Annotated in this window: 27 protein-coding genes and 1 pseudogene; 10 read left to right on the forward strand and 18 right to left on the reverse strand. The window is 71.9% G+C overall.

Features of this window, described 5'->3' with window-relative positions:
• Positions 1 to 7: 7 nt before the first annotated feature.
• Genes ACFVU7_RS00835 through hisD form a run of 4 tightly spaced genes read right to left on the reverse strand, consistent with a single transcriptional unit; the run spans position 8 to position 3,159 of the window.
• Complete coding sequence (locus tag ACFVU7_RS00835; protein ID WP_049650367.1) at positions 8 to 145, reverse strand: hypothetical protein; 138 nt, start codon at positions 143 to 145, stop codon at positions 8 to 10.
• Between the two features lie 11 nt (positions 146 to 156).
• Positions 157 to 750: an imidazoleglycerol-phosphate dehydratase HisB gene (gene hisB / locus ACFVU7_RS00840; protein ID WP_074000937.1), complete on the reverse strand. Its 594-nt coding sequence runs from the start codon at positions 748 to 750 to the stop codon at positions 157 to 159.
• A gap of 4 nt (positions 751 to 754) precedes the next feature.
• Positions 755 to 1,855, reverse strand: coding sequence for a histidinol-phosphate transaminase (locus tag ACFVU7_RS00845; RefSeq protein ID WP_074000936.1), 1,101 nt, complete (start codon positions 1,853 to 1,855; stop codon positions 755 to 757).
• The gene (hisD, locus tag ACFVU7_RS00850; protein ID WP_074000935.1) at positions 1,852 to 3,159 is read right to left on the reverse strand and encodes a histidinol dehydrogenase; all 1,308 of its coding nucleotides are present in this window, start codon (positions 3,157 to 3,159) and stop codon (positions 1,852 to 1,854) included. Before hisD ends, ACFVU7_RS00845 begins: the two co-directional genes overlap by 4 nt.
• A gap of 91 nt (positions 3,160 to 3,250) precedes the next feature.
• Between hisD and ACFVU7_RS00855 the strand changes: the two genes are divergently transcribed.
• The 3 genes from ACFVU7_RS00855 (at position 3,251) to ybaK (ending at position 6,179) form a co-directional block, all read left to right on the forward strand.
• Complete coding sequence (locus ACFVU7_RS00855; protein WP_388043637.1) at positions 3,251 to 4,831, forward strand: oxidoreductase; 1,581 nt, start codon at positions 3,251 to 3,253, stop codon at positions 4,829 to 4,831.
• Between the two features lie 75 nt (positions 4,832 to 4,906).
• Positions 4,907 to 5,644 carry an LON peptidase substrate-binding domain-containing protein gene (locus ACFVU7_RS00860; protein ID WP_380776787.1) on the forward strand — a complete coding sequence of 246 codons (738 nt, stop codon included), beginning with the start codon at positions 4,907 to 4,909 and terminating at the stop codon, positions 5,642 to 5,644.
• Positions 5,645 to 5,684: 40 nt separating this feature from the next.
• On the forward strand, positions 5,685 to 6,179 hold the full coding sequence (gene ybaK / locus ACFVU7_RS00865) for a Cys-tRNA(Pro) deacylase (protein WP_049650372.1): 495 nt from the start codon (positions 5,685 to 5,687) through the stop codon (positions 6,177 to 6,179).
• A 94-nt stretch (positions 6,180 to 6,273) separates the two neighbouring features.
• Here ybaK and ACFVU7_RS00870 read toward each other — a convergent pair whose 3' ends face one another.
• The 6 genes from ACFVU7_RS00870 to ACFVU7_RS00895 form a co-directional block, all read right to left on the reverse strand.
• Positions 6,274 to 7,071, reverse strand: a complete 798-nt coding sequence (locus ACFVU7_RS00870; protein ID WP_388043639.1) for an ABC transporter permease — start codon at positions 7,069 to 7,071, stop codon at positions 6,274 to 6,276.
• Between the two features lie 102 nt (positions 7,072 to 7,173).
• Positions 7,174 to 7,983: an ABC transporter permease gene (locus ACFVU7_RS00875; RefSeq protein ID WP_074000930.1), complete on the reverse strand. Its 810-nt coding sequence runs from the start codon at positions 7,981 to 7,983 to the stop codon at positions 7,174 to 7,176.
• Positions 7,980 to 8,978, reverse strand: coding sequence for an ABC transporter ATP-binding protein (locus ACFVU7_RS00880; protein WP_234348270.1), 999 nt, complete (start codon positions 8,976 to 8,978; stop codon positions 7,980 to 7,982). The genes ACFVU7_RS00875 and ACFVU7_RS00880 overlap by 4 nt, the downstream gene beginning before the upstream one ends.
• 163 nt (positions 8,979 to 9,141) lie before the next feature.
• Complete coding sequence (locus ACFVU7_RS00885; protein ID WP_049650375.1) at positions 9,142 to 10,422, reverse strand: NYN domain-containing protein; 1,281 nt, start codon at positions 10,420 to 10,422, stop codon at positions 9,142 to 9,144.
• Positions 10,423 to 10,771: 349 nt separating this feature from the next.
• Complete coding sequence (locus ACFVU7_RS00890) at positions 10,772 to 11,803, reverse strand: aspartate-semialdehyde dehydrogenase (RefSeq protein WP_388043641.1); 1,032 nt, start codon at positions 11,801 to 11,803, stop codon at positions 10,772 to 10,774.
• Between the two features lie 102 nt (positions 11,804 to 11,905).
• On the reverse strand, positions 11,906 to 12,793 hold the full coding sequence (locus ACFVU7_RS00895; protein WP_117487416.1) for a dihydrodipicolinate synthase family protein: 888 nt from the start codon (positions 12,791 to 12,793) through the stop codon (positions 11,906 to 11,908).
• A 93-nt stretch (positions 12,794 to 12,886) separates the two neighbouring features.
• Here ACFVU7_RS00895 and ACFVU7_RS00900 point away from each other — a divergent pair, with 93 nt between their 5' ends.
• Positions 12,887 to 13,774 (forward strand): LysR family transcriptional regulator, encoded by an 888-nt coding sequence (locus ACFVU7_RS00900; protein ID WP_049649550.1) that lies wholly within the window; start codon positions 12,887 to 12,889, stop codon positions 13,772 to 13,774.
• A 74-nt stretch (positions 13,775 to 13,848) separates the two neighbouring features.
• Here the strand turns inward: ACFVU7_RS00900 and dnaE are convergent, their stop codons facing one another.
• The 4 genes from dnaE to ACFVU7_RS00920 form a co-directional block, all read right to left on the reverse strand.
• The gene (gene dnaE / locus ACFVU7_RS00905) at positions 13,849 to 17,382 is read right to left on the reverse strand and encodes a DNA polymerase III subunit alpha (RefSeq protein ID WP_049649549.1); all 3,534 of its coding nucleotides are present in this window, start codon (positions 17,380 to 17,382) and stop codon (positions 13,849 to 13,851) included.
• A 138-nt stretch (positions 17,383 to 17,520) separates the two neighbouring features.
• Entirely contained in the window at positions 17,521 to 18,615 is a 1,095-nt protein-coding gene (locus ACFVU7_RS00910; RefSeq protein WP_388043643.1) for a hypothetical protein, read from the reverse strand.
• Positions 18,616 to 18,770: 155 nt separating this feature from the next.
• Positions 18,771 to 19,031 (reverse strand): hypothetical protein, encoded by a 261-nt coding sequence (locus ACFVU7_RS00915; protein WP_049649547.1) that lies wholly within the window; start codon positions 19,029 to 19,031, stop codon positions 18,771 to 18,773.
• Positions 19,031 to 19,396 (reverse strand): ATP-binding protein, encoded by a 366-nt coding sequence (locus ACFVU7_RS00920; protein WP_388043644.1) that lies wholly within the window; start codon positions 19,394 to 19,396, stop codon positions 19,031 to 19,033. Before ACFVU7_RS00920 ends, ACFVU7_RS00915 begins: the two co-directional genes overlap by 1 nt.
• 189 nt (positions 19,397 to 19,585) lie before the next feature.
• On the opposite strand from ACFVU7_RS00920, the gene ACFVU7_RS00925 reads away from it, so the two are divergent.
• From ACFVU7_RS00925 to ACFVU7_RS00940, 4 genes are all read left to right on the forward strand, one after another.
• Entirely contained in the window at positions 19,586 to 20,434 is an 849-nt protein-coding gene (locus ACFVU7_RS00925; protein WP_063780041.1) for a helix-turn-helix transcriptional regulator, read from the forward strand.
• A gap of 10 nt (positions 20,435 to 20,444) precedes the next feature.
• Positions 20,445 to 20,636 carry a DUF397 domain-containing protein gene (locus ACFVU7_RS00930; RefSeq protein WP_049649545.1) on the forward strand — a complete coding sequence of 64 codons (192 nt, stop codon included), beginning with the start codon at positions 20,445 to 20,447 and terminating at the stop codon, positions 20,634 to 20,636.
• A 146-nt stretch (positions 20,637 to 20,782) separates the two neighbouring features.
• Entirely contained in the window at positions 20,783 to 21,202 is a 420-nt protein-coding gene (locus ACFVU7_RS00935; RefSeq protein WP_388043646.1) for an I66 family serine proteinase inhibitor, read from the forward strand.
• A 77-nt stretch (positions 21,203 to 21,279) separates the two neighbouring features.
• Positions 21,280 to 21,471, forward strand: coding sequence for a DUF397 domain-containing protein (locus ACFVU7_RS00940; RefSeq protein WP_388043647.1), 192 nt, complete (start codon positions 21,280 to 21,282; stop codon positions 21,469 to 21,471).
• Between the two features lie 76 nt (positions 21,472 to 21,547).
• Here the strand turns inward: ACFVU7_RS00940 and ACFVU7_RS00945 are convergent, their stop codons facing one another.
• Positions 21,548 to 22,051 carry a DUF3592 domain-containing protein gene (locus ACFVU7_RS00945; RefSeq protein WP_388043650.1) on the reverse strand — a complete coding sequence of 168 codons (504 nt, stop codon included), beginning with the start codon at positions 22,049 to 22,051 and terminating at the stop codon, positions 21,548 to 21,550.
• Positions 22,052 to 22,178: 127 nt separating this feature from the next.
• Positions 22,179 to 22,787 carry a DJ-1/PfpI family protein gene (locus ACFVU7_RS00950; protein ID WP_049649540.1) on the reverse strand — a complete coding sequence of 203 codons (609 nt, stop codon included), beginning with the start codon at positions 22,785 to 22,787 and terminating at the stop codon, positions 22,179 to 22,181.
• A 113-nt stretch (positions 22,788 to 22,900) separates the two neighbouring features.
• Between ACFVU7_RS00950 and ACFVU7_RS00955 the strand changes: the two genes are divergently transcribed.
• Entirely contained in the window at positions 22,901 to 23,026 is a 126-nt protein-coding gene (locus ACFVU7_RS00955; protein WP_255357394.1) for a hypothetical protein, read from the forward strand.
• A 70-nt stretch (positions 23,027 to 23,096) separates the two neighbouring features.
• On the opposite strand, the gene ACFVU7_RS00960 is transcribed toward ACFVU7_RS00955, so the two are convergent.
• Positions 23,097 to 23,762, reverse strand: a complete 666-nt coding sequence (locus tag ACFVU7_RS00960) for an MOSC domain-containing protein (protein ID WP_049649539.1) — start codon at positions 23,760 to 23,762, stop codon at positions 23,097 to 23,099.
• Positions 23,763 to 24,027: 265 nt separating this feature from the next.
• Positions 24,028 to 25,263, reverse strand: coding sequence for an RNA-guided endonuclease InsQ/TnpB family protein (locus ACFVU7_RS00965; RefSeq protein ID WP_388044164.1), 1,236 nt, complete (start codon positions 25,261 to 25,263; stop codon positions 24,028 to 24,030).
• Between the two features lie 25 nt (positions 25,264 to 25,288).
• Here ACFVU7_RS00965 and tnpA point away from each other — a divergent pair.
• Positions 25,289 to 25,717, forward strand: a pseudogene (tnpA, locus tag ACFVU7_RS00970) (IS200/IS605 family transposase).
• The last annotated feature ends 408 nt before the right edge of the window (positions 25,718 to 26,125 follow it).

A 26,125-nucleotide genomic window follows, 5' to 3' on the forward strand; every position in this document is an offset into this window, starting at 1 on the left:
GCGGGTGTTACAGGCGCATGAGGCCGGAGGCCAGGCACATCACGGCGCCGAAGGCCAGCACCAGGATGACGCTCTTCGACTGCTTCTGCTTCCAGAAGGAGATGACTCCGCCGGCCAGGAAGAGGCCGACGAAGATGAGGATCATCGCAGTATTGCTCACAGCGCACCCTTGGTGGACGGGAGGATTCCGGCCGCGCGCGGGTCGCGCTCGGCGGCGTAGCGCAGCGCCCGGGCCAGCGCCTTGAACTGGCACTCCACGATGTGGTGCGCGTTGCGCCCGTACGGCACGTGGACGTGCAGCGCGACCTGCGCCTGGGCCACGAAGGACTCCAGGATGTGCCGGGTCATCGTGGTGTCGTACGAGCCGATCATCGGGGCGATGCCCTCGGGCTCGGTGTGCACCAGGTACGGCCGGCCGGAGAGGTCCACGGTGACCTGGGCGAGCGACTCGTCCAGCGGCACTGTGCAGTTGCCGAAGCGGTAGATGCCCACCTTGTCGCCGAGCGCCTGCTTGAAGGCGGCGCCGAGCGCGAGGGCGGTGTCCTCGATGGTGTGGTGGGTGTCGATGTGCAGGTCGCCGTCGGTCTTGACGGTGAGGTCGAACAGGCCGTGCCGGCCGAGCTGGTCGAGCATGTGGTCGTAGAAGCCGACGCCGGTGGAGATGTCGGTCCTCCCGGTGCCGTCGAGGTCTATCTCGACCAGGACCGAGGTCTCCTTGGTGGTGCGCTCGACGCGTCCGATGCGGGACATGGGGTTAGAGCTCCTTGATCACAGAACGGACGGCGTCCAGGAAGGCGTCGTTCTCGGCGGGCGTGCCGGCGGTGACGCGCAGCCACCCGGGGACGCCGTTGTCGCGGACCAGGACGCCCTGGTCGAGGATGGCCTGCCACACCGCGTGGGTGTCGGCGAAGCGGCCGAACTGGACGAAGTTGGCGTCCGAGTCGGTGACCTCCAGGCCCATCCCCCGCAGCGCGTCGACCAGCCGGTCGCGCTCCTGCTTGAGCCGCCCGACGTACCCGAGCAGGGTGTCGGTGTGCTCCAGGCAGGCCAGCGCGGTGGCCTGGGTGACGGCCGACAGGTGGTACGGCAGGCGCACCAGCTGGACGGCGTCCACCACGGCCGGGTCGGCGGCCAGGTAGCCCAGGCGCAGGCCGGCCGCGCCGAAGGCCTTGGACATGGTGCGGCTGACCACCAGGTTGGGGCGGCCCTCGATCAGCGGCAGCAGCGAGGCGCGGTGCGAGAACTCGACGTACGCCTCGTCCACCACGACCAGGCTGGGCCGGGCGGCCTGCGCGGCCTCGTACAGCCGCAGCACGGTGTCGGCGTCCACGGCGGTGCCGGTCGGGTTGTTGGGCGAACAGATGAACACCACGTTCGGCCGGTGCTCCGCGATGGCGGTGACGGCGGCGTCCACGTCGATGGTGAAGTCGTCGTTGCGCGGGCCGGAGATCCAGGCGGTGCCGGTGCCCCGGGAGATCAGCGCGTGCATCGAGTACGAGGGCTCGAAGCCGAGCGCGCTGCGGCCGGGGCCGCCGAAGGTCTGCAGCAGCTGCTGGAGCACCTCGTTGGAGCCGTTGGCGGCCCAGACCTGCTCCCGGGCGACCGGGAAGCCGGTGGTCTTCCCGAGGTACGCGGCGAGGCCCTCGCGCAGCTCGACCGCGTCCCGGTCGGGGTAGCGGTTCAGCCCGCGGGCGGCCTCGGCGACGCGCTCGGCGATCCGGGCGACCAGCTCCTCGGGCAGCGGGTACGGGTTCTCGTTGGTGTTCAGCTGGACGGGCACGTCCAGCTGCGGCGCGCCGTACGGGGACTGGCCGCGCAGCTCGTCCCGGATCGGCAGGTCGTCGATGGCAGTCACGATCCCGGAACCGTCCAATCGAAGCGAGCCTTGATGGCGTCCCCGTGCCCCGGCAGGTCCTCGGCGTTCGCCAGGTTGACCACGTGCGCGGCGACGTCCGCCAGCGCCTCCCGGTCGTACTCGACGACCTGGACGCCGCGCAGGAAGGTCTGCACCGACAGCCCGGAGGAGTGGCAGGCGCAGCCGCCGGTCGGCAGCACGTGGTTGGAGCCGGCCGCGTAGTCGCCCAGCGAGACCGGGGTCCAGCGGCCGATGAAGATCGCGCCGGCGTTGACCACCCGGGCGGCCACCGCGTGGGCGTCGCGGGTCTGGATCTCCAGGTGCTCGGCCGCGTACGCGTTGACCACGGCGAGGCCCTGCTCCAGGTCGTCGACCAGGATGATGCCGGACTGCCGGCCGCCGAGCGCCTCGGCCACCCGCTCGCCGTGCTTGGTCCGCGCGACCTGCACGGCCAGCTCGGCCTCGACCGCGTCGGCGAGCGCCGGGGAGTCGGTGACCAGCACCGAGCCGGAGGTCGGGCCGTGCTCGGCCTGGCTGATCAGGTCGGCGGCGACGTCGGACGGCAGCGCGCTGTCGTCGGCGAGGACGGCGATCTCGGTCGGGCCGGCCTCGGAGTCGATGCCGATCCGGCCGGCGAAGTAGCGCTTGGCGGCGGCCACGTAGATGTTGCCGGGGCCGGTGACCACGTTCACCGGCGCGCACTCCTCGGTGCCGAGGGCGAACATCGCGACCGCCTGGGCGCCGCCGACGGAGTAGACCTCGTCCACGCCGAGCAGCGCGCAGGCCGCCAGGATGGCCGGGTGGACGCTCCCCCCGAACTCCTTCTGCGGCGGCGAGGTGACGGCGATGCCCCGGACGCCCGCCTCCTGGGCCGGCACCACGTTCATCACCACGGAGGACGGGTAGACCGCCAGCCCGCCCGGCACGTACAGGCCGACCCGCTCGACCGGCACCCAGCGCTGGGTGACCGTGCCGCCCGGCACCACCTGGGTGGTGTGCCCGGTGCGGCGCTGGTCGGCGTGCACGGCGCGGGCCCGGCGGATCGACTCCTCCAGGGCGGCCCGCACCTTCGGGTCCAGCGTCTCCAGGGCCTCGGTCAGCTGCTCGGCCGGGACCCGGGTCGACTCCAGCCGGACGCCGTCGAAGCGTTCGGTGATCTCGATCAGCGCCGCGACCCCGCGATGGCGTACGTCCTCGGCGATCGGCCGCACCTTCTCCAGGGCGGCCGCGACGTCGAACTCGGCACGGGGCAGCAGGTCACGCGGGTCGTCCAGCGAGCCGCGGAGGTCGATTCGAGAGATCACGCCACCCAGTGTAAGGAGTGGCCGGAACCGCTGGTCCCGCATTTCAGTCCGTGATACGAAAGGCGAGACGACCGGGGGGACGGGGAAAACCATGGCGGAGCGCGCTCCAGAGGGCTGGACGGACACGGAACGCGCGCTCTGGGAGGCCTACCGCCAGGGCGAGATCCTGGACCGCCGCAGTGGCGAAGCCAACACCGACGACCCCTTCGGCGACGCCCCCTGGGGCCCCGACCGCACCGTCCGCGCCGAGGTGCTCGCCCATCTGCTGCTGGTAGGACCGGAGCCCGCCCCCGGGCGGGTCGCCTCGCTGCGGTTCAGCGGCGTCCTGGTCACCGGCGCGCTCAACCTGGCCGGGGGCGCCATCGACGACTACGTCGAGCTGCACGACTGCCGCTTCGCGCACAAGATCCTCATCTCCGAGGCGGCGGCCTCCACGCTGCGCTTCGTGAACTGCCTGATCCCCCGGCTGGAGGCCTCCCGGCTCTCCACCACCGGCGACCTCCACCTCGCCCGCTGCCGCGTCCCCGACGGCATCCGGCTCACCGACGCCCGGATCGGCACCGACCTGCTGCTCAACCAGACCGTCGTCGGCGGCGACCGCCACGGCCGCGCCGTCTCCGCCGACGGGATCACCGTCAACCAGGACTTCGAGGCCGAACGCCTGGAGACCCGGGGCGAGCTGAGCGTGCGCACCGCCCGGATAGGCGGCCGGCTCTCGCTGCGCGGCGCCCAGCTGCGCGCCGACCGGCGGCACAATCCCACCTGCCTCAACGCCGTACGGGTCACCGTCGGCCACACCCTCTACCTGACCGGCTCCGCCGACCTCGGCTGGGTCGGCTCCCGCGGCTACTACGGCTCCGGCTACGGCGAGAACCCGCCGCCCGACGGGCCCGTCACCCCGTTCCGCGCCTTCGGCCGGGTACGGCTGTCCGACAGCCGCTTCGACGGCGCCTGCCTGGTCTCCGGCGAGTTCCACCTGGAGGGCGAGGACGAGCTCTCGCTGCGCCGCATCCACACCCCGGAGCTGCGCTTCACCTGCAAGGTCCGCCCGACCGGCACCGTCTCGCTCTCCCGGGCCCGGGTCGGCAACCTGGTCGACACCCCGGAGGCCTGGCCGCTCGGCAAGCACCTGGGCCTCACCGGCTTCGTCTACGAGAACCTGCGCCCGGTCGGCGCCTTCCCCGTCCAGCAGCGGATCGCCTGGCTGGAGGGCTCCTCGGTGGACTTCCAGCCCGAGTCCTACGAGCAGCTCGCGGCCGCCCTGCGCCGCGACGGCGCCGACGACGACGCCCGCGAGGTGCTGTACGCCAAGCAGCGCCGGCGCCGCCGCACCCTGCCGCTGCCGGCCCGGGTCTGGGGCGCGGTCCAGGACGCGACCGTCGGCTACGGCTACCGCCCGGGCCGGGCGGGCCTGTGGCTGCTGCTCGCCTGGGTTCTCGGCAGCCTCTGGTTCGCCACCCACCCGCTGGATCCGCTCAAGGCCGACGAGCGCCCGCACTGGAACCCGGTGCTGTACACCCTCAACCAGCTGCTGCCGATCGTGGACCTCAACCAGGGCGGCTGGAACCCCGGCGGCCTCACCCAGTGGATCTCCGCCGGGCTGGTCGTGGTCGGCTGGCTGCTCGCCTCCACGGTCGTGGCCGGCGCCACGCGGATGCTCCAGCGCGGTTGAGCCCTCCGGTGGACGGGCCCGGCGAGCGGCCGGGCCCGTCCACCGTGCGACAAGGCCCCCGTCCGGGGAACTACGCTGTCCGCCGTGACAGAACGGCTGCCGCTCTTCCCGCTGAACACCGTGCTCTACCCGGGCCTGGTGCTGCCCCTGAACGTCTTCGAGGAGCGCTACCGCCGTCTCGTCGCCGATCTGCTCGAACAGCCCGAGGAGACTCCCCGGCGGTTCGGCGTGCTCGCGATCAGGGACGGCCGGGAGGTCGCCCGGGTCAGGCCCGAGGAGGGCCCGGCCGGTCCGCTGGACGGCCTCGGCACCGTCACCGGGGACCCGCTGGAGGCGGTCTTCCAGGTCGGCTGCGTCGCCGACATCGCCTCCGTCCAGCACCAGCCGGACGGCCGCTACGAGCTGCTGGTCACCGGCACCACCCGGTTCCGGCTGCGCTCGGTGGACGTCTCCGGCCCGTACCTGACCGGGGAGACGGAGCTGATCGAGGAGCGCCCGGGCGAGGGCTCCGGCGCGCTGGCCTCCGAGGTCGAGCGGGCGTTCCGGGTCTACCAGAAGCGCCTGGCCGGCGCCCGCGAGGCGAGCACCGTCGGCCACCAGGAGCTCCCGGACGACCCCCAGGTGCTCTCCTACCTGGTCGCCGCCGCCTCGGTGTTCGAGACCCCGGTCAAGCAGCAGCTGCTCGCCTGCCCGGACACCGCCCAACGGCTGCGCGCCGAGCTCGACCTGCTGCGCCGCGAGTCGGCCGTCCTCAGCTGGCTGCCGTCGCTGCCCGCGGTCGACCTCACCCGCCAGTCCTTCAGCCCGAACTGACCGAGGACCCCAAGGACCTCAAGGACCCCGAGGACCCCGCATGGCCAAGAAGACCAGGAAGGGCGGCCAGGGCACACCCGCCACCGTCGCCCTGGAAGCCGCCGCCGTCCCGTTCACGGTGCACGCCTACGACCACGACCCGGCCGCCGCCTCCTACGGCGGCGAGGCCGCCGAGGTCCTCGGCATCGCCCCCGAGCGGGTCTTCAAGACCCTCGTCGCCGACGTGGACGGCACCCTCACCGTCGGTGTGGTCCCGGTCGCCGGCCAGCTCGACCTCAAGGCCCTGGCGGCGGCCGTCGGCGGCAAGCGTGCCGCCATGGCCGACCCGGCCGCCGCCGAGCGCAGCAGCGGCTACGTCCTCGGCGGCATCTCCCCGCTGGGCCAGCGCCGGCCGCTGCGCACCGTCGTCGACGTCAGCGCGCTCGGCCACCCCACCGTCTACGTCTCGGCGGGCCGCCGCGGCCTCGAAGTCGAACTGGCCCCCACCGACCTCGTCGCCCTCACGAGGGCCGACACCGCCCCCATCGCCCGCTGAAGCACCGTCCCCGGGGGAATGCCCCTCCCCGGGGGAAAAGCGAGGGCGCGGGGCCGGTGCGGGACGACCCGCACCACCCCGCGCCCGACCACGCTCAGCGCTCCGTACCGCTCCCCGGACCGTTTCCGGCGCCGCTGCCCGCACCCGGCCCGGCCCACGGCCCGGCCGGCGCCTCCGCGGAGGGCCCCGCCGAGGGCCCCGTCGGGGGCATCACCGGGGGCCCCGCCAGCGGAGCCTGCGCCACCGGTGCCCAGTACGGCGGCGGGTCCTCCTCCCGCTTCCCGAACGCGGCCGAGAGCAGGAGCAGCACCACCATCGCCGTCATCGGCCAGACCAGCAGCGCCCCCAGCGCCCCCAGGTCGATGCCCGCGTCGAAGTGCCCGCCGTTGCCGACCCGCCGGGCCTCGCCGATCAGGTCGCCGCTCGGCCCGAGCCACCGCCCGATCCGCCAGGCCCCGATCGATCCGAGCAGCCCGCCGACGGCCAGTCCCAGCGCGACCGCGATGCCGCCGCCGCGCCGCCGGGTCACCAGGAAGGCGCCGAGCGCGGTCAGGATCCCGGCCCCCAGGCCGATCAGCACGAACACCGCGTCGGCCCCGGCCCGCTGCTCGCCCTCGGGGTCGGCGTAGAGGATGCGGTCGCCGTCCACCACCAGCGGCACCTTCGGCGCCAGCCAGGCCCACAGCCCGGCCATCACCAGACCGGCCACCAGGCAGGCGACCACGACGCCCGCCCCGACCCGGACCTCCGGCAGCAGCCGCCGCCCCAGCGGAATCGTCCCGTGCCCGAGGGCGGTGGCCCCGTACGGCGGCGCGAACGGGTCGGGCGCTGCGTCCGGCACCGCCTGCACATCGGCGGGCGCGGGATCCGGAGGTGTGTTCGGTACGGTCACGCGCCCCATCGTTTCACGACGGCCACCCGGACGACCCACCCGTACCCGCCACCGTGCCCACCGGTCGTGGGCCCGCTACCGGACGCCCGGCCGCGGGACGCCCTACCGCGAGACCGCCCGCCGGTACGCCCAGGTGGCGACGGCCAGCGACACCACGCCCACCCCCGCGCAGACCGCCAGGTCCACGAGCACCAGCGCCCAGTCCGGGTCCGGCGCGAAGGTCCGCGCGAAGGCGTCCACCCCGTACGTGGACGGCAGCAGGTCCCGCAGCCACTGCACCGGCTGCGGGAGGTGGTCCACCGGCAGCACGCCCAGCAGCAGGGCGGCCGACATCCCGAGCTGCCCGAGCATCGTCGCGAGCTCCTGGCGCGGCGCCAGCAGCCCGCAGGCCGCCCCCAGCCCCGACAGCGCGGCCCCGGCCAGCGGCACGACCGCCAGCAGCACCCACAGCTGCCCGAGCGGCAGCCCGAACATCACCGCCCCGAACGCCGCCGTGGCGAGCGTCCCGGGCAGCGTGAAGGAGGCGTACGCGGCGGCCGTCCCCAGCACCACCGAGGCGGCCGGCACCGGCAGCGTCGCGTAGTGGTCGAGCCCGCCGGTGGCCCGCAGCTTCCCGAAGTACTGGGCGAGCAGGTTCAGCGCGACGAACGCCACCACCAGCACGCTCGACCCGGCGACCACCGACCGCGCCGCCGAGGACTGCCCGGCGTCCACCACGCCCCGCATCATCACCAGGATGCCGACGGACTGGAAGGTGGCCACGAACAGCAGCGGGATGCGCGCCACCCGTGCCCGGGCGAGCTGCGCCCGGTACACGGCCGCGAGCGCCGGCAGCAGCCTGGCCGCGGGGGCGAGCGGGGCGGGGGCGGCCGTGGACCGGTCGGTCCGCGGCGGCACCGAGAGCAGCGTCACTTGGCCAGTCCTCCGTGGCGGCCGCCCAGCTTGAGGTAGGCGTCCTCAAGGCTCGGGGTGGCGAGGGTGAAGTCGTCGAGCGCGGCGAAGGCCGGGCCGGTGGTGACGGCGGCGACCAGTTCGCGGGCCTGCTCGGGGGTGGTGCGGACGGTCCAGCGGCGCCCGGTGCACTCGGCCCGTTCGCGCAGCGCGGCGACGGCGGGCACGCCGAGCGGCGCCTCGTCCCGCCAGACCAGGTCGAGCCGGACGTCGCCGTCCACCAGCGCCTTGAGCCCGCCGGGCGTGTCGCAGGCGATCACCCGGCCGTCGTCGACCACGGCGACCCGGTCGAGCACCGTCTCGGCCTCGATCACGTTGTGGGTGACCAGCAGCACCGTCGTCCCGTGCTCGGCGCGCCGCCGGTCCACGGCGCTCCACACGGCCCGCCGGGCGACGGGGTCCATGCCGGTGGTGGGCTCGTCCAGGACGAGCAGCGGGCGCTCCCCCACCAGGGTGGCCGCGAAGCAGGCGAGCCGCCGCTGTCCGCCGGACAGCTTGGCGAGCGGCCGGGCGGCGATCGGCTCCAGCCCGAGTTCGGTCAGCACGTCGGCGGCCGCGCCGCGGGCCTGCGCCCGGGTGAGTCCGCGCAGCCGTCCGGTGGTCTCGGCGGCGAGCGCGACCGTCAGCTCGTCCAGCGCGGTGGATTCCTGCCCGAGGTAGCCGAGCAGCCGGGCGGCCCGCTCGGGGTGCCGCACGATGTCGTGGCCGAGGAGTTCGACGGAGCCCGAGTCGGGGCGCAGCAGTCCGGTGAGCTGGCGCACCAGCGTCGACTTGCCGGCTCCGTTCGGCCCGAGCAGCCCGAAGACCTCGCCCTGGCGGACGGTGAGGCTGATCCCGTCGTTGGCCCGGATCTCGGTGGCGGCCGCGCCGCGTCCGCTGCGGTACGTCCTGACCAGGTCGCGCACGGCCACGCACGGCAGGGGTTCCTCGGGTGCTCGCCCCGCCGTCTCGCTCACGACCGAAGACTCTACGCGCTCATACGGGCGAACCGGACAACGGGGCCCCGCCCGCGCCCGGGCCGCCGACCTGGCGGGTCGTCCGCCGGGCCGCCGCGGCCCTCGGACCCCCTGGGTCGTCGCGCCGCCCCGGCCGTCGGGCCCGCTCGGTCCGCCGCCCGGCTCAGTCGTCGACGACCATCGACCCGCCCGGCACCCGCGCCGCCAGTTCCTTCCAGAACCCGGCCCGGATGGCGTAGCGGTCGTGCTCGTCGATCTGGTCGTCCTTGTGCGCCAGCAGCCCGAAGCGGGCGGCGTAGCGCAGCAGCTCGCCGTCCACCCGGTGCGGGATGCGCGGGTAGTCGGGCCAGAGCATGGTCAGTCTTTCCGCGTCGCCGACGCGTTCGCTCCAGCGGCGGGCGAAGACCTGCCCGACCTCGTGGGCGTCGCCGCCGATGGAGGTGATGTCCTCCTCGCGGTCGGCCCAGCGCTGCTCGGCGGTGGTGAGCTGGGCGAGGGTGGGCAGGCTGTCGCCGGCGGTGACGGCGGGCTCCGGGACGGGCCGGTCCACCCAGCCGCGGTCGGAGGACCAGCGCAGCACCGGCCCGGTCTGCGCGACGGCCCCGTTCCCGTTCACGCCGTGGCCGTTGCTGCCGTTCGCCACCGGGGTGAGCGCGGTGACCGGGGTGACGGAGGAGGCCCGCCCGGCCAGGTCCTTCGGTGTCGGTACGACCTTGAGCGCGGCCGCGGCCGGCTGCGGCTGTCCGTCGGTGGCGGGGGCGTCCGCCGGGGCCGCGGCCGTGGCTGCCGGGCGGACCACCGGCGGCACCACGGTGGGCAGCGGGGCGGCGGGCGGGGCGGCGAGGATCTTGGCGATCTCCTGCCGGGCCCCCGGGGCCGGGAACATGCTGGAGTGCTCCCGCAGGGAGAAGGACCCCTCGATCCACTCCCGGTCGAGCACCCGCCGCTCGTCCGCCTCGCCGACCAGGTCCTCGGACTGGTTGAAGTCGCCGTCGGCGGCCTGGAGGGCCCACAGGTGGACGGCCACCCCGTGCTCCTTGGCGGTCATCATGCCGGGCAGCAGGTCCCCGTCGCCGGTGATCAGCACGACGTCGGCGCAGGCCCGGTTGCGGGCGAGTTCGGAGAGTTCGGCGTGCATCGCGGCGTCCACGCCCTTCTGCACCCAGCGCCCCTCGGCCCGGGTGAGGGCGCCGAGCCGTACGGTGACCCGGGGCAGTACCCGCAGCCGCCGGTGCTCGGGCATCGGGCGCCGGTCGGGCGCGGCGTCGAACCAGTAGATCCGCAGCAGCGGCAGGCCTGTCTCGGCCTCGGCGCGTTCGCGCAGTGCGGCGATCAGGGCCGTGTGGTTCACGGTGACCTTGGAGCGGGACGGATCCCCCGCGAGCAGGCTGGCGGCGGCGCCCAGCAGATATCCGGCGTCCACCAGGACGACACAGCGGTCCATCGCGCACCTCTTTTCGCTCGCCCTCGGAATCAGTCGGGTGGGTCGATTCGGGAATGGGCGGTCCGCCCGCCGTCCGGGCGTGCCGAGGTGAGGGGCCCCCGTCGTCGCCCGATCGTTGGGTCACCTTTTACCCGCGGTTCGCCTGCCGAACCTCGCCGGTTGTCCCGGTAGCGCAACGGCCGTCCCAACGAGGAGCAAACAAAAGCGAAGGCGGGCCCCGTACAACGACGGGGCCCGCCCGAGGTCACGCGGCGGTGGTCCGGCCAATGTCCCGGCCGGTGCTTCACCCCGGTGGCGCTCAGCCGATGGGGTTCACCCGGAGGTGCTCAGCCCTTGAGCTCAGGGGCGCTCAGCCCTCGAGCTCGGCGGCGACCAGCTCGGCCAGCTGGACCGCGTTCAGCGCGGCGCCCTTGCGCAGGTTGTCGTTCGAGACGAACAGCGACAGGCCGTTGTCCACCGTCTCGTCCACCCGGATGCGGCCGACGTAGCTCGGGTCCTGGCCGGCGGCCTGGAGCGGGGTGGGGATGTCGGACAGCTCGACGCCGGGGGCGCCGGTGAGCAGCTCGACGGCCCGCTCGGGGCTGATCGGGCGCTCGAAGCGGGCGTTGATCTGCAGCGAGTGGCCGGAGAAGACCGGGACGCGCACGCAGGTGCCGGCGACCTTCAGCTCCGGGATGCCGAGGATCTTGCGGCTCTCGTGGCGGAGCTTCTGCTCCTCGTCGGTCTCGTTGGAGCCGTCGTCCACGAGGGAGCCGGCCAGCGGCACCACGTTGAAGGCGATCGGCCGCTGGTAGACCTTGGGCTCCGGGAACTCGACGGCGGCGCCGTCGTGGGCGAGCGCGGCGGCGCCGAGCTCCACGACCTTGGCGGCCTGGTCCTGGAGCTCCGCGACGCCGGCCACACCGCTGCCGGAGACGGCCTGGTAGGTGGAGACGACGAGCGCGGCCAGGCCGGCCTCCTCGTGCAGCGGGCGCAGCACGGGCATGGCGGCCATGGTGGTGCAGTTCGGGTTGGCGATGATGCCCTTGGGGCGGTCCGCGACGGCCTCCGGGTTGACCTCGGAGACGACCAGCGGGACCTCGGGGTCGCGGCGCCAGGCGGAGGAGTTGTCGATCACGACGGCACCGGCCGCGGCGACCTTGGGGGCCAGGGCCTTGGAGGTCGAGCCGCCCGCCGAGAAGATCACGATGTCCAGGCCGGTGTAGTCGGCCGTGGCCGCGTCCTCGACGGTGACCTCGGTGCCCTGCCAGGGCAGCGTGCGCCCGGCCGAGCGGGCCGAGGCGAACAGCCGCAGCTGCTCCACCGGAACGTTGCGCTCCGCCAGGATCTCGCGGACCACGCCGCCGACCTGGCCGGTGGCACCGACAATGCCGATCTTCATCTCCGACTACTCCTCTGAAAGGTGCTGTTCACAGCCGCACTCCGCCCATCATGCCTTGTCACGGGCGTCGTACGACCTGGCGTTCCACGACGTGAGAGTGCGCTAGTGGTCCAGACCACTGGCGAGGGCCAGCGCCGCCTCCACCTCGGCCCGCCCGGCCGGCAGCAGCGGCAGCCGCACGTCCGGGGTCGGGATCCGGCCCTGGGCGTGCAGCACGCCCTTGGTCACCGTCGGGTTCGGCGCCGTGAAGGCGGACAGCGCCAGCCCGGTCAGCCGGTGCCCGAGCGCCCGGGCCCGCGCCACGTCCCCGGCCTGCCAGGCCTCCGTCAGCTCGACGAACCGGGCGGTCGCCAGGTGCGCGGAGGCGAGGATGCCGCCGGCCGCGCCGAGCGCCAGCATCGGCGAGAGGAAGGCGTCCTCGCCGGTGAGGAAGGCGAACCCCTCGGGGGCGTCGGCGAGCAGCTCGGCGGCCGTCTGGTCCAGCCCGCCGGTCGCGTACTTGACGCCCACCACGCCCTCGATCGCGGCGAGTTCGCGCAGCGCGGCGGTGGAGAGCTGCTGCCCGGTGCGGTACGGGATGTGGTAGACGACCAGCGGCAGCGGGCTGCTCGCGGCCAGCGCCCGGAAGTGCGCGACCGTCCCGGCCTCGCCGGCCCGGACGAAGGACGGCGTGGTGACCAGCGCCGCCGCCCCCGGCACCCGCGCGCCGAGCGCGGCCAGCGCCTCGCCGACGGTCCGGGTGTCGCCGCCGGAGGCGCCGACGGTCAGCTGGGCCCCCCGCGCGGCGCAGGCGGCCGCGGCGACGTCGACCACCGCGTCCCGCTCCCCCGCGGTCAGCGCGGCCGGCTCGCCGGTGGTGCCGAGGGCGACCAGCCCGGCCGCCCCGGCGTCCAGGACCTCGTGCGCGAGCTTCTCCAGCGCGTCGAGGGCGACGGAGCCGTCGGCGGCGAACGGGGTGATCAGGGGGACGTGGATGCCCTTGAGTTCCATGTCCACGATCCTGCGGCCCGCTGATCGCCCAGGTCCAGTTCACATTTCCGACGCTTCTCGTAAGCTCAGCCGATGCTCGGCTAGCCTGGACGGATGCTGGACGTCCGACGCCTGCGCCTGCTGCGCGAACTCGCCCACCTCGGCACCATCGCGGCCGTCGCCGAGGCGCTCTCCTTCAGCCCCTCGGCGGTGTCCCAGCAGCTGTCCGTCCTGGAGAAGGAGGCGGGCGTCCCGCTGCTGGAGCGCACCGGGCGGCGGGTCACCCTCACCCCGGCGGGGCGCAACCTCGTCCGGCACGCCGAGGCGGTGCTCGCCCTGCTGGAGCAGGCCGGTGCCGAACTCGCCCACGCCAAGCGGGGGTTGGCCGGTCCGCTGCGGATCGGCACCTACCCCTCGGCGGCCCGGGCGATCATCCCGGCGGTGCTCGCGGAGCTGGCCGGCTGGCACCCGGGGCTGGAGCCGATGGTCACCGAGGTGGACCCGGCGGCCGTCGGCGCGGCGCTTCGGGCGGGCGAGCTGGACGTGGCGCTGGTGCACGAGTACGACCTCGTCCCGACCGACCCGGAGCCGGGCCTCGCGGTGACCCGCCCGGTCTTCACCGAGCCCATGTACCTGGCCGCCCGCGTCCCGGGCACCGTCGCCGAGCAGCGCGGCGCGCCGTGGATCATGTCCTCGCCCGGCACGCTCTGCCACACCATGGCCGTCCGCGCCTGCGAGGCGGCGGGCTTCGCGCCCCGCATCCGGCACCAGATCGACGACTTCACCACCGTGCTGGCCCTGGTGGCGGCCGGCCAGGGCGTCGCCCTGGTCCCCCAGCTGGGCACGGCCGGCCTCCCGCCCGGCGTCGTCCTCACCCGCCTGCCGATGTACCGCCGCACCCGGGCCGCGTTCCGCGCCGGCGCCGGCTCCCACCCGGCCATCTCCGCCTTCGTCTCGGCGCTGCACACGGCGGTCCCCCCGGGCCTCGGCGGCGGCACCTGAGACGGGCCCCTCCCCCGTACGCGAAAGGCCCGGGTGTCCGCCGCAGCGAACGCCCCGGGCCTTCCGTCTCCGTCCTAGCCCGCCAGGCAGCTCGGCCCGAGCAGCTGCTTCAGGTCCCCGAACAGCGCCGGGTCGGACTTCACCCGGTGCCGGTCGAGCCGCAGCACCGTGGTCTTGTCGCGGCCCTCCAGCCGCACCCGCACCTCGGTGGTGCCCCGGTGGCTCCCGAGCACCTCGCCGAGCCGGGCCACCAGCGGCGGGGTGACCTTCGCGCTCGGGATGAGGATGGTGATCGGCGCCTCGGCGTGCGCGTTCGACAGGTCGGGGACGGACAGCTCCATCCCCATCAGCCGCGGCACGTCCTCCCGCTTGTCCAGCTTGCCGCGCACGAAGACGACGGCGTCCTCGGCCAGCTGCGAGGAGACCAGCTGGTAGCTGGCCGGGAAGAACATGCAGTCGATGGAGCCGGCCAGGTCCTCGACGGTCGCGATCGCCCAGGCGTTGCCCTGCTTGGTCATCTTCCGCTGGAGGCCCGAGATGATGCCGCCGATGGTGACGATCGTCCCGTCCGGCCGCTCCGCGAGGTCGGCCACCGCGCAGTCCGCCTTGTCGGCGAGCACGTGCTCGATGCCGTGCAGCGGGTGCGAGGAGACGTACAGGCCGAGCATCTCCCGCTCCTGGGTGAGCAGGAAGGACTTCTCCCACTCCTCCTCGGAGAAGACGACGTCCAGTCCGAAGCTCGGCTCCTCGGAGGCGGTGTCGCCGCCGAAGAGGTCGTACTGTCCGACCGCCTGCTTGCGCTTCACGTCGACGACGTTGTCGATCATCGGCTCGAACTGGGCGCTCAGGCCCTTGCGGGTGTGGCCGAGCGAGTCGAAGGCGCCGGCCTTGATCAGCGATTCGACGGTCCGCTTGTTGCAGACCACCGACTCCACCTTGTCCAGGAAGTCGGGGAAGGACGCGAACTTCCCCTTCGCCTTCCGGGTCCGGATCATCGAGTCGACGACCGGCCCGCCGACGTTGCGGATGGCGGTCAGGCCGAACCGGACCAGGGTGTCACCGTGCGGGGTGAAGTCCGAGTCCGACTCGTTGACGTCCGGCGGCAGCACCTGGATGCCCATCTTGCGGCACTCGTTGAGGTAGACCGCGGACTTGTCCTTGTCGTCCTTGACGGAGGTGAGCAGCCCGGACATGTACTCGGCCGGGTAGTTGGCCTTGAGGTAGGCGGTCCAGTACGAGACCAGCCCGTAGCCGGCGGTGTGCGCTTTGTTGAACGCGTAGCCGGAGAAGGGGACGAGGACGTCCCACACGGCCTGGATGGCCGCGTCGGAGTAGCCGCGCTCGCGGCAGCCCTTCTGGAAGGGGACGAACTCCGCCTCCAGGATCTCCTTCTTCTTCTTGCCCATGGCGCGGCGCAGCAGGTCGGCCTGGCCGAGCGAGTAGCCGGCCAGGATCTGCGCGGCCTTCTGCACCTGCTCCTGGTAGACGATCAGGCCGTACGTCGGCCGGAGCACCTCCTCCAGGGGCTTCTCCAGCTCCGGGTGGATCGGGGTGATCTCCTGCTGGCCGTTCTTGCGCAGCGCGTAGTTGGTGTGGGAGTTGACGCCCATCGGGCCGGGCCGGTACAGCGCCAGGACGGCGGAGATGTCCTCGAAGTTGTCGGGCTTCATCAGGCGCAGCAGCGAGCGCATGGGGCCGCCGTCGAGCTGGAAGACGCCGAGCGTGTCGCCGCGGGCGAGGAGTTCGTAGGTCGGCTTGTCGTCCAGGGGCAGATCAAGCAGGTTGATCTTGACGCCCTTGTTCTTCTCGATCGCCTTGACGGCGTCGTCCATGATCGTCAGGTTGCGCAGGCCGAGGAAGTCCATCTTGAGGAGGCCGAGGCCCTCACAAGTCGGATAGTCGAACTGCGTGATGGTGACGCCGTCGGTGTGCCGGGTCCAGACCGGGATGTGGTCGGTCAGCGGCTCGGCGGACATGATGACGCCGGCGGCGTGCACGCCGGGCTGACGGATCAGGCCCTCGATGCCGCGCGCGGTGTCGATGACCTTCCGGACGTCCGGGTCGTTCTCGTACAGCCCGCGGATCTCGCCGGCCTCGCTGTAGCGGGGGTGCGAGGAGTCGGTGATGCCGGAGAGCGGGATGCCCTTGCCCATCACGTCCGGCGGCATCGCCTTGGTGATCCGGTCGCCCATCGCGTACGGGTAGCCGAGGACCCGCGAGGAGTCCTTGATGGCGGCCTTCGCCTTGATGGTGCCGTACGTGACGATCATGGCGACCTTGTCGGATCCCCACTTCTCGGTCACGTAGCGGATCACGTCACCGCGCCGGCGCTCGTCGAAGTCGATGTCGACATCGGGCATCGAGATGCGCTCGGGGTTGAGGAAGCGCTCGAAGATCAGGCCGTGCGGGATGGGGTCGAGGTCGGTGATGCCCATCGCGTACGCGACCAGCGAACCGGCCGCCGAACCACGGCCCGGGCCGACCGCGATGCCCTGGCTCTTGGCCCACATGATGAAGTCGGCGACCACGAGGAAGTACGCCGGGAACCCCATCTGGATGATGGTGTCCATCTCGTACTCGGCGAGCTTCTTGTGCTCCTCGTCGTACCCGTTCGGGAAGCGCCAGTCCATGCCCTTCCACACCTGGGACTTGAAGAAGTCCGCCTCGGACTCGAAGCCCTCCGGGATCGGGAAGCGCGGCATGAGGTTCTTGAACTTGAACATGCCCTCGGTGTCGACCCGGGAGGCGACGAGGAGTTGGCTGTTGCGGCAGCCCTCCTGCCAGGCGTCCGAGGAGTCGAGGGCGTACATCTCGGCGGCCGACTTGATGTAGTAGCCGGTGCCGTCGAAGCGGAAGCGGTCCGGGTCCGAGAGGTTCTTGCCGGTCTGGACGCAGAGCAGCAGGTCGTGCGCCCCGGCGTCGGCCTCGGTGGTGTAGTGCGAGTCGTTGGTGACGACCGGCGGGATGTCCAGCTTCCTGCTGATCTCCAGCAGCCCGTCGCGGACCCGCTTCTCGATGTCGAGGCCGTGGTCCATCAGCTCCAGGAAGTAGTTCTCCTTGCCGAAGATGTCCTGGTAGTCGGCGGCGGACTTCAGCGCCTCGTCGAACTGGCCCAGGCGCAGCCGGGTCTGCACCTCGCCGGAGGGGCAGCCGGTGGTGGCCATCAGGCCGCCGGACAGCTCGGCGATCAGCTCCTTGTCCATCCGGGGCCACTTCACCAGCCAGCCCTCGGAGTACGAGCGCGAGGTCAGCTTGAAGAGGTTGTGCAGGCCCTCCTTGTTGCGGGCCCAGATGGTCTTGTGGGTGTACGCGCCGGACGCGGAGACGTCGTCCCGCTTCTGGTGCGGCTGGCCCCACAGGATGCGCTTGGTGTTCGAGCGGGACTCCGGGGCGACGTACGCCTCGATGCCGATGACGGGGGTGATGCCCGCGTCGGTCGCCTGCCGGTGGAACTCGGCGGCGCCGTACATGTTGCCGTGGTCGGTCATGGCCACATGGGTCTGACCGAGGCGCTCGACCTCCTTGAACATCTGCTTCAGCCGGGCGGCACCGTCCAGCATCGAGTACTCGGTGTGGACGTGCAGATGCGCGAACGGCTGGTCGCTCAAGGCGGGGCCTCCGGAGGCTCTGGTGCTGATCTGGCTGGCCGGCGAACGTGCAGGTCACAGGGGGTTCCCCTGGAAATGGATGTGGCCCGGAGCGCCTCGCGGGGCCCGGGCCATCACTCACACGTTCACGCGTCCACTCTAGCCCCCGGGGCGACCGGCCGGTCCGCCTGGACCGGCCCCGGCAAGTCGTGCCCCGGCGGCCGCGCGGACCTCCGGCTCCTCCATCGGATCGTCCCGCAGACGGGCCAGGCGGTCGCGTACGTCGGGCCGGTCGGGGGCGTGCTCGACGCCCAGCAGACGGGCTCGCGCCTCGCAATCCCACAGCGACTCGGTGTACGCCTCGGCCATGCCGGCGGCCCCCATCGCCGCCAGCGCCTCCAGGTAGTCGGCACGCTCGTACGAGTGCGGGGTCCAGAGCCAGAAACGGCGCAGCAGGGAGACGGCGTCGGCGGCCTCCGGCCCGAAGCGGGCGAGACCGCGCGCGAGATCGTCCGGACCGCACCAGGACCGGTCCACCCACCGCCGCTCCAGCTCGGCGAGCAAGCTCGGCACGTCATTCTCGTCACCGTGGGCGGCCAGCACGCCGAAGCCGATCTCGGCCAGCCACGCCCGCTCCGAAGCCGCCCACTCCCGGGCCGCCGGCACGGCCTGCCCGGCCAGCCGGTCGACGGCCTTACCCAGCAGTGGCAGCGGTCGGGTGCCGTCGGAGGCAGCGAGGGCGGGGACCAGCGGGATCAGCTCGGGCTCTGGCGGCCGGAGCGACAGCGCGAGGAGAGCGGTCGTCTTGGCACCGTCGGCGACTCCCGGGTCGCGCAGCAGGGCGAGTAGAGCCGCGTTGTCCCGGTCCGGGTACGGGTCCACGCGTTTCGCGGGGTGGCGCGGGGCCGGACCGTCTCCCTCGGAGATACGGTCCGGCAGCGCCCGCCGGGCTTCCTCCGAACCGCCGAGTGCCAGCAGCTCCAGCACGCCGGTGGCCCGGTCCCGGGTGTCCTCGTCACCGGACAGGAAGTCCACCACCGGGGCGACCGGGAGCTCCAGGTCCAGGATCAGCCGGGCCAAGTAGAGGTGTCGGTCGTCCACCTGCCGGTCCCAGCGCCAGTCCCAGCGGATGCAGCCGTGGACGAGTTCGGCGACCGCCGCCGGATCCTCGGCGGCTATTCGCGCGCCTTGGCCCCGGCCGCGCTGGAGGAGGCCGAGGAGGGTGGTCGGCGGCGCGTAGTGGTCGCTGTGCATGGGGTCCATCGTGCCGCAGCCCCCGGCGCGTGGGCGGCGGGGGCTGGCGGGTCAGACGTCCTCGTCGGGCGGCGGGGCCGCGCGGAGGGCGGTGACGACACCCAGGGCGACCGTGAAGATCGCGAGGGCGAGGAGGACGGCGAAGGCCGTCCCGATCAGGTATCGCACGAGGTCCTGCGCTCGGCGTCGAGGAGCAGGGTGAGGAGGTTCAGGAGAGTTGAGGCCGGCGCCGTGTTGAAGCGGACGAGGACGCGGCCGTCCATGGTCCGGTCGGTGCCGATCGAGGGGAAGATCAGGCCGAACTCGCGCCCCCGCTCCACGACTTCGTCCAGGAGGGCGCTGATGTGGTCCTCGGTGTAGTAGCGGATCCGGGGGTCGGTCGGCAGCATCGGGTGACGGCCGGGGCGGTAGATCATCAGACGGCGCCCTTCCGCAGCTCGAACCAGACGGATTTGGCGCGCTCGTGGGGGTCGACACCCCAGCCGTGGGTGAGGGCGGCGACGAGCTGGAGGCCCCGGCCGGACTCGGCGAGCAGAGACAGCGGCGGGCTGGAGGGCAGGACCGGGCTCTCGTCCGTGACGGAGACCCGGAGGACGTCCCCCTCGGAGATGATCTCGACCAGCGGCGCGGGGGTTTCGGTGTGCCGCCACGCGTTGACGAGGAGCTCGCAGAGCGCGAGCTGCGCGTCGAAGATCGGCGAGGCGGGCCAGCCGACGCGGGTCATGGTATTGCGGAGGGTCTGCCGCGCGACCGCGATGGTGGGGGTGTTGATCTGACGCATGGGAGTTCTCCCTGGATGCGAAGAAATGGCTTGACAACAGCCAGAACTGACGATCCATCGGATCGATGTAACACTGACATTACCCCAGTGGAATCACATGTGATCCCACATCCGGATAGATTCATCCTCAAGTGGACCCCACGCGCAGCAGCGCGGCAGACTTGGGACACACCGGCAAGGAAGGGACCAATGCCGCCACGAGTCAACCCGACGGTCCGTCAACGTCGCATCGGTAGCGAACTCCGGAAGATGCGCGAGGCCGCCGGGCTGTCGACCTCCACCCTGAGCAGAGCCCTCGGCATCGACCGGACTCAGGTCAGCCAGATAGAGGCGGCAAAGGTCGGTGTGAGCCCCGAGCGGCTCCGCTCCTTCGCTGCCGCTTGCAAGTGCATGAACGAACCCTTGATCGATGCCTTGGAAGCCATGGTCCTGGATCGATCCCGGGGCTGGTGGGAGGAGTATCGCGGCACCGTCCCAGACGGAATCCTCGAAAACGCGGAGCTGGAGAAGACCTCTCGCGAGTTCATGCTGTGGGTCCTCACACACATGCCTGGTGTCTGCCAGACCCTCAACTACGCCTCTTCCGTGTTCGGACGCGTAATCCCTCCGCTTCCCCGCCACGAACTGGAGCTCCGTACCGCGTTCAGGATGCAGCGCAAGGCCGACCTACGCCGCCATCCAAAGCCGGTTACCTTCTTCATCTACGAATCGGTGCTGTGGACACGGTTCGGCGGTACCCAGATCCTCAAGGAGCAACTCACCTCTCTACTCGAAGACTCCGAGTTGCCCTGGATGACCGTCCGAGTCGTGCCCTTCGACATCGACACCTTCCCGGGAGCGGTCGAAAGCCTCACGTACGCGTTCGGTGCTGTCCCTGAGCTCGACACCATCGAACGGGAGTCTTCCCAGAGCACCGAATACCTCGATGCTGTCAGCGAGCTAACCAGCTACCGGTACATCTTCGACCGCATCGAATCAGTTGCTCTGGGCGAAATCAGCTCTCGTGATCTGATCCACAAGATCGCACGAACCCTATGAAAGGCCCAAGATGACCGACTCCGACTGGCAGAAGTCCTCCTTCAGCGGCAACGCCGAGAACTGCGTGGAGGTCCGTACGGCCAACGGGGCAGTCGAACTCCGCGAGTCCGACGAGGGCCACCTCATCCTCCGCACCACGCCTACCGCCTTCGCCGCCCTCATCCAGGCCACCCGGGTCGGCGAATTCGACCACCACGCCTGACGCTCCACGCCGCCCGCCCCCTCGCCCGCCCCGGGAGAGGGGGCGTAGCTCGTTCAGGTGACGGCACGCCGAGGCCCCTCCCCCCTCTTCCTCCGAGCACGTACAACTGTCCTGCACCTCGCCCGCATCGCGAAGGAATGACAGCCATGGCCCAGTTGGAGTCCGGCCTCTACACCATCCGGAGCGGCGACGCCCGGATCGGCCGCGCCCGTCACGAAGCCCTGGACCTCTCCCCCAAAGCCGTCTTCGCCAACACCGACGACCAGGACGCCGTCTGGCTCGTCGAGGCCTATCCCAACAACCACTACCGGCTCTACGCCAAGGGCGCCCCGACCGCCGTGGAGGACCTCCAGCCCGCCGGCCCGCTGGTCTCCCTCCTCCTCGACCAGGGCGACGCCCCAGAGTGGGAGCTGATCCCCGTCGACGGCGTCCCGGACACCTACCGGATCAAGTCCCCCCAGGGCTCCTCGTGGACCGTCCTCGAACCCGGCCGGCAGAGCAGGATCGAGGTCATCCCCGTCCTCGAAGGCTCCACCGCCTTCACCTTCGCCCGCATCGGCCGCTGACCCCCGAGCGGCGTCACGCCCCCTCGCCCTCCCCAGGCGAGGGACGTACCATCAACTGCCCAACCCAGGAGGCCGACATGTCCAACTGCGACTGGCAGAAGTCTTCGTACAGCGGGAACGGTAGCGAATGCGTGGAGATCCGAACCGCCTCCGGCTCGGTCGAACTCCGCGAGTCCGACGAGGGCCACCTCACCCTCCACACCACCCCCACCACCTTCGCCGCCTTCCTCCGAGCCACCCAGGCCGGCGAGTTCGACCACCACGCCTGACCCCCTCCAGCACAGGAAGTCGGCCCGCCCGACTTCCCACGCTCCGCGCCCCTCGCCGCCCCCGGACACGGGGGCATCACGTCACCCCGGGCCGGCTGCGCGCCCGGGTGAGCCAGCGGTACGCGAGGTGGACCGCGAGGCCCACCAGGACCATGACCACCGACGCGACCAGCGCGACCACGTCGAGCGCGTTCCGGACCAGCGAGTCCCAGAAGCCGATGCTCGAAGCGAGGGCGGCGGTGTCGGTGTGCCGGGGGTCGTACACCACCGTCACGGTGTCACGGGCCTTGACGGTGCCGGTGACGTAGGCGAGTCGGGTCTCGACGGCCGCCCCCTCGGCCGTCGTGAACCGCACCCGGCACTCGGAGTTGCCCGCCGGGTTGTCCTGCGGCCCGCTCACCTCCACGCACTCGGTGACGACCGCCGGGACGTGGACGCCGCGGCTGCGCAGATCCGACGTCACCCCCATGTCGTGCGGTATCAGGTAGACCAGGCTGAGGACGAACAGCAGGACCCCCAGGCCGATCATCGCCAGCGAACCGTTCCGCACGGTCCGGCCGTGGTCCGGCGCGTTCTCCATCGATCCCCCCGGTGTCAGCCCAGCTGCCCACGCACGCCCACGCCAGCCCCGTACTTCGCAGGTCACTGATCCAGTTCGGGCGGATGCCGCCCAGTACCTGACCGCCGCCGACTGACGCGGCGCCAGCTCAGCTCAGTGCGGCCTCGCCCGAGTGGACGGCGCGGATGGCGCGTTCGACGGTCTCTTGGTTCTCACCGACCGGGGCGACGTAGCCGATGACGTCGCGCGCGGCGTCTTCCCCGAGCACTCGGGTGATGACCCAGGTGGCGAGGTACTGGGATGCCAGGCAGCCGCCCGCCGTGGCGATGTTCCCCTCGGCGTGAAACGGTGCGTCCAGCACGGTGACGTCGCAGGCTTCGACGAAAGGGCGGCTCTTGATATCCGTGCAAGCGGGCATGTCCTTCAGGAGCCCGAGCCGGGCGAGCACCAGCGCGCCCGAGCACTGCGAGCCGATCAGCTGTCGCGACGGGTCGAGCCGCAGCCTGGAGATCAGCTGGTCGTCTGCGACCACGTCTTGTGTCTTCACTCCGCTGCCGATCAGCACGACGTCGGCCTCGGTCACGAACTCCATCGGGCGCTGCCCGGTCACCTTGACGCCGTTCATGGACGTGACCACCGGCGTCGGCGTTGTGATGAAGGCCTCCAGCCCGTCCTTGCGGCACCGGTTGATCAACGCGGAGGCGATGAAGCTGTCGAGTTCGTTGAAACCGTCGAAGGTGACCACGGCTACCTGCATCACAACTCCTTCAAGACCAGGTGTCCCAGTCTCTCCTGGCGCGCCGTTCCGCGTCGAGATCCTTTCAGCGGCGGGTGGATCGTGCCGGCCTTCGTCACTCATCGACTGGCTCCATGTTCTCGCACGTCGCTGGTTCAGGTCTGTGGCCGGCGGGTTTGTCTGATGTCGACGTCGAGGAGGTCGGGGAGGCGGAGTTGGACGCCGCGGTGATCCGGATGGTCGGCGGGTCGGTGATGTGACCGATGCGGAGGGCGAGTGTCCTCCAGGGCGCGGTAGACCTCCCGCTCGTGCGAGTTCGAGGAAGCGGCCCTACACCCGGACCCTCCGGCGCACCAGTTCCTTGATCTCCTCCGGGAGCGCCTCCGCCGCCAACAGGCCCGGCAGCAGCTCCGGTTCGGTCGTCACCGCGCGGAACGACCGGGCCACCGTGACGTCGTGGTCCGGGCGGTGCACCACCTCCACCGCGTCCCCCGCGCGCAGCTCGCCCGGTTCGACCACCCGCAGGTAGGCGCCGGGCAGGGCCGCCTCGGTGAAGCGCCGGATCCAGCCCTTCCTCGCCAGCCAGCCCTGGAAGGTCCCGCAGGGGATGCGCGAGCAGGACACCTCCAGGACGACGTCCGGGCCGATCCGCCAGCGCTCCCCGATCAGAGCGCCGCTCACGTCCAGGCCGGTGGTGGTCAGGTTCTCGCCGAAGGAGCCGTTGGCCAGGTCCCGGCCCAGTTCCGTCTGCCAGCCGTCCAGGTCCTCCCGGGCGTAGGCGTACACCGCCTGGTCGTCGCCGCCGTGGTTCTTCACGTCGTAGACCCGGTCCCCGGCCAGGGCGACGGCGCCCGTCCCCTTGGGGCCCGGCGCGGCCACCGCGACCGGGCCGTCCACCGGGCGCTTGTCGATGCCGGTGAGACCGAGCTCTTCCTTCCACGGGTTAGGCCGGGGCCTGCCGACGTTGACCGAGAGCAGTCGCGCACGTACGTCCATACGTCGACCGTACGCCGAACGGGCCGCCCGAGGGGCCGCTCCGGCCTCTTCCCTCCGACACAGGAGGCCCACCCGACCTCCCGCACAGCGAGGCCCCTCGCGCCCGAACCGGCGCGAGGGGCCGCACCCCCTCCGTTCCCGCGCCCCGCCCCCACGACGGGTCGGACCGGAAGGGCCGGACGGTGTGGCTACGGGGTGACGATCGGGAACTTCGGGTTGTCGTACCCGTACCAGCCCATGTACCGCTGTTGACATCCTCACCCGCCTAGAGGCGAGTGATTCCCGTCTGTCGCACCGTTGCCCGGTACGGCTTCGGGTGGGTTCCTGCTTCACCGCGCTGCGCCGGAACGAATACCGGTCTCACCTGCGCTCCACAGGCCGATACCGCCAGTCCGGCGGCCTTGGCGACGTTGACCGCCGCGTTGACGTCCCGGTCCAGGACGGCCCCGCACGCCCCGCACGTCCACTCCCGGACACCGAGGGGTTTGGGGCCGTCCTTGACGCCGCAGTCCGAGCACACCTGTGAGGTCGGCTCGAAGCGGCCTGTCCGGTGGAAGGCACGCCCGTACCGCACGGCCTTGTACTCCAACATGGTCACGAACGCCGACCACCCGGCGTCATGCACGGACTTGGCCAGGCGCGTGCGGGCGAGTCCCTTCACCGCCAGGTCCTCCACGGCGACCGCTTGGTTCTCGCGGATCAACCTGGTGGAGAGCCGGTGGTGGAACTCGCGCCGCGCATCGGCCACCCGCGCGTGCGCACGGGCGACCCTGACCCGGGCCTTGTCCCGGTTCTTCGACCCCTTCACCTTGCGACTGAGCACCCGCTGCGCCTTCTTGAGCTTCTTCTCGGCGCGGCGCAGGAACTTCGGGCTGTCGATCTTCGTGCCGTCCGAGAGCACGGCGAAGTGGGCCAGTCCGAGGTCGATGCCGACCGTGGCGTCGGCCGCGGGCATTCGCTCACGGTCGGCGGCGGGGTCGGTCTCGACCACGAAGGAGGCGAAGTACCGCCCGGCGGCGTCCTGGACCACGGTCACCGTGGACGGCACCGACGGCAGCGCCCGCGACCACTTCACCCGCACGTCACCGATCTTCGGCAGGCGCAGTTTCCCGCCGTCGGTGATCCTCCATCCGGCGTTGGCGGTGAAGCGGATCGCCTGCCGGTTGTCCCTACGGGACTTGAAGCGGGGCGGTCCGGCCTTCGGCCGTTTGCCCCTGATGCCGTCGAAGAAGTTCCGGTACGCGGTGTCCAGGTCCCGCAAGGACTGCTGCAGGATCACCGAGGACACCTCGCCGAGCCAGGCACGCCCGGGGGTCTTCTTCGAGGCCGTCAGCCGCTTGGACAGCTCGGCCGACGTGACGAACGGCAGCCCGGCGGCGCGGGCGTCCTCACGGACGCGGAGCGCGTCATTGAAGACCACCCGCGCACACCCGAACGACCTTGCCAGCGAAGAACGCTGACCGGCACTCGGGTACACGCGGAAGGCATACCGAAGCTGCACGATGCCCACCGTAGCGCTTTGGCTCATGTCATCGCGCTGGAATCCGAACCCCGATGTGCGCACCGGCCGCCATGTCGTCCACAGCCTGCACGTCCACTTGGGTTCGTCACGAAGTGCCGGCGCAGGGCCTTCCGGACGCCACGCCGACCCGCTACGAAGAAATCATGCGGGACGTATGCGCGGACTTCGAGGCCGAGTCGAAGCAGTTCGATACGAACAGGATCATGTGCATCCGCTGTTGCGCTACCCGCCCGAGATCCAGCTCTCCACACTGGTCAGCAGCCTGAAAGGCGTCAGTTCCCGAAGGCTCCGACAGGAGTACGACAGCCACGTCCGCCGCTACCTGTGGGGCGGCCGCTTCTGGTCCGGTTCCTACTACGCGGGCTCATGCGGTGGTGCGCCGCCCACCGTCGTACGCCACTACATCGAGAGTCGGCAACGCCCGACCGCCTAACCCTCGCCCCGGAGGCGCAGAGAACTCCGGCGCTCCGCTCCTCCGAGCCAGGGACGGCCTTCACGTCCGGCGTGAACGCCGGGGCGCTGGCCAAGAACAGAGGTAGCCCGCCTTGAGGTCTCGGCTCGGCGTAGTCGAGGTTTTCGGGCATGGCGAAGCCACCTCTCTCATCGGGCTGGCAGGAACCGCGATGCGGCAGGCCGTCACGCTATGCGTCCGATCAACTACCCACAAGGGTCGCTTTCAAGCCACCGTCCGCTCTCCGACCACCCCCGCCGGACATGCCGTGGCCCCCCCCCCCCCCCCCGGCCGGGGGGGCCCGCCACCGCCGCCCGCCCCGCGCGGGGTGGGGACACCCCGGGGCACACCCCGGCGGGGGGGCGGGGGCGGGGGGTCTGAGAGGGGGGC

This window comes from Kitasatospora sp. NPDC058046, assembly GCF_042885595.1.
Taxonomy (GTDB): Bacteria; Actinomycetota; Actinomycetes; order Streptomycetales; family Streptomycetaceae; genus Kitasatospora.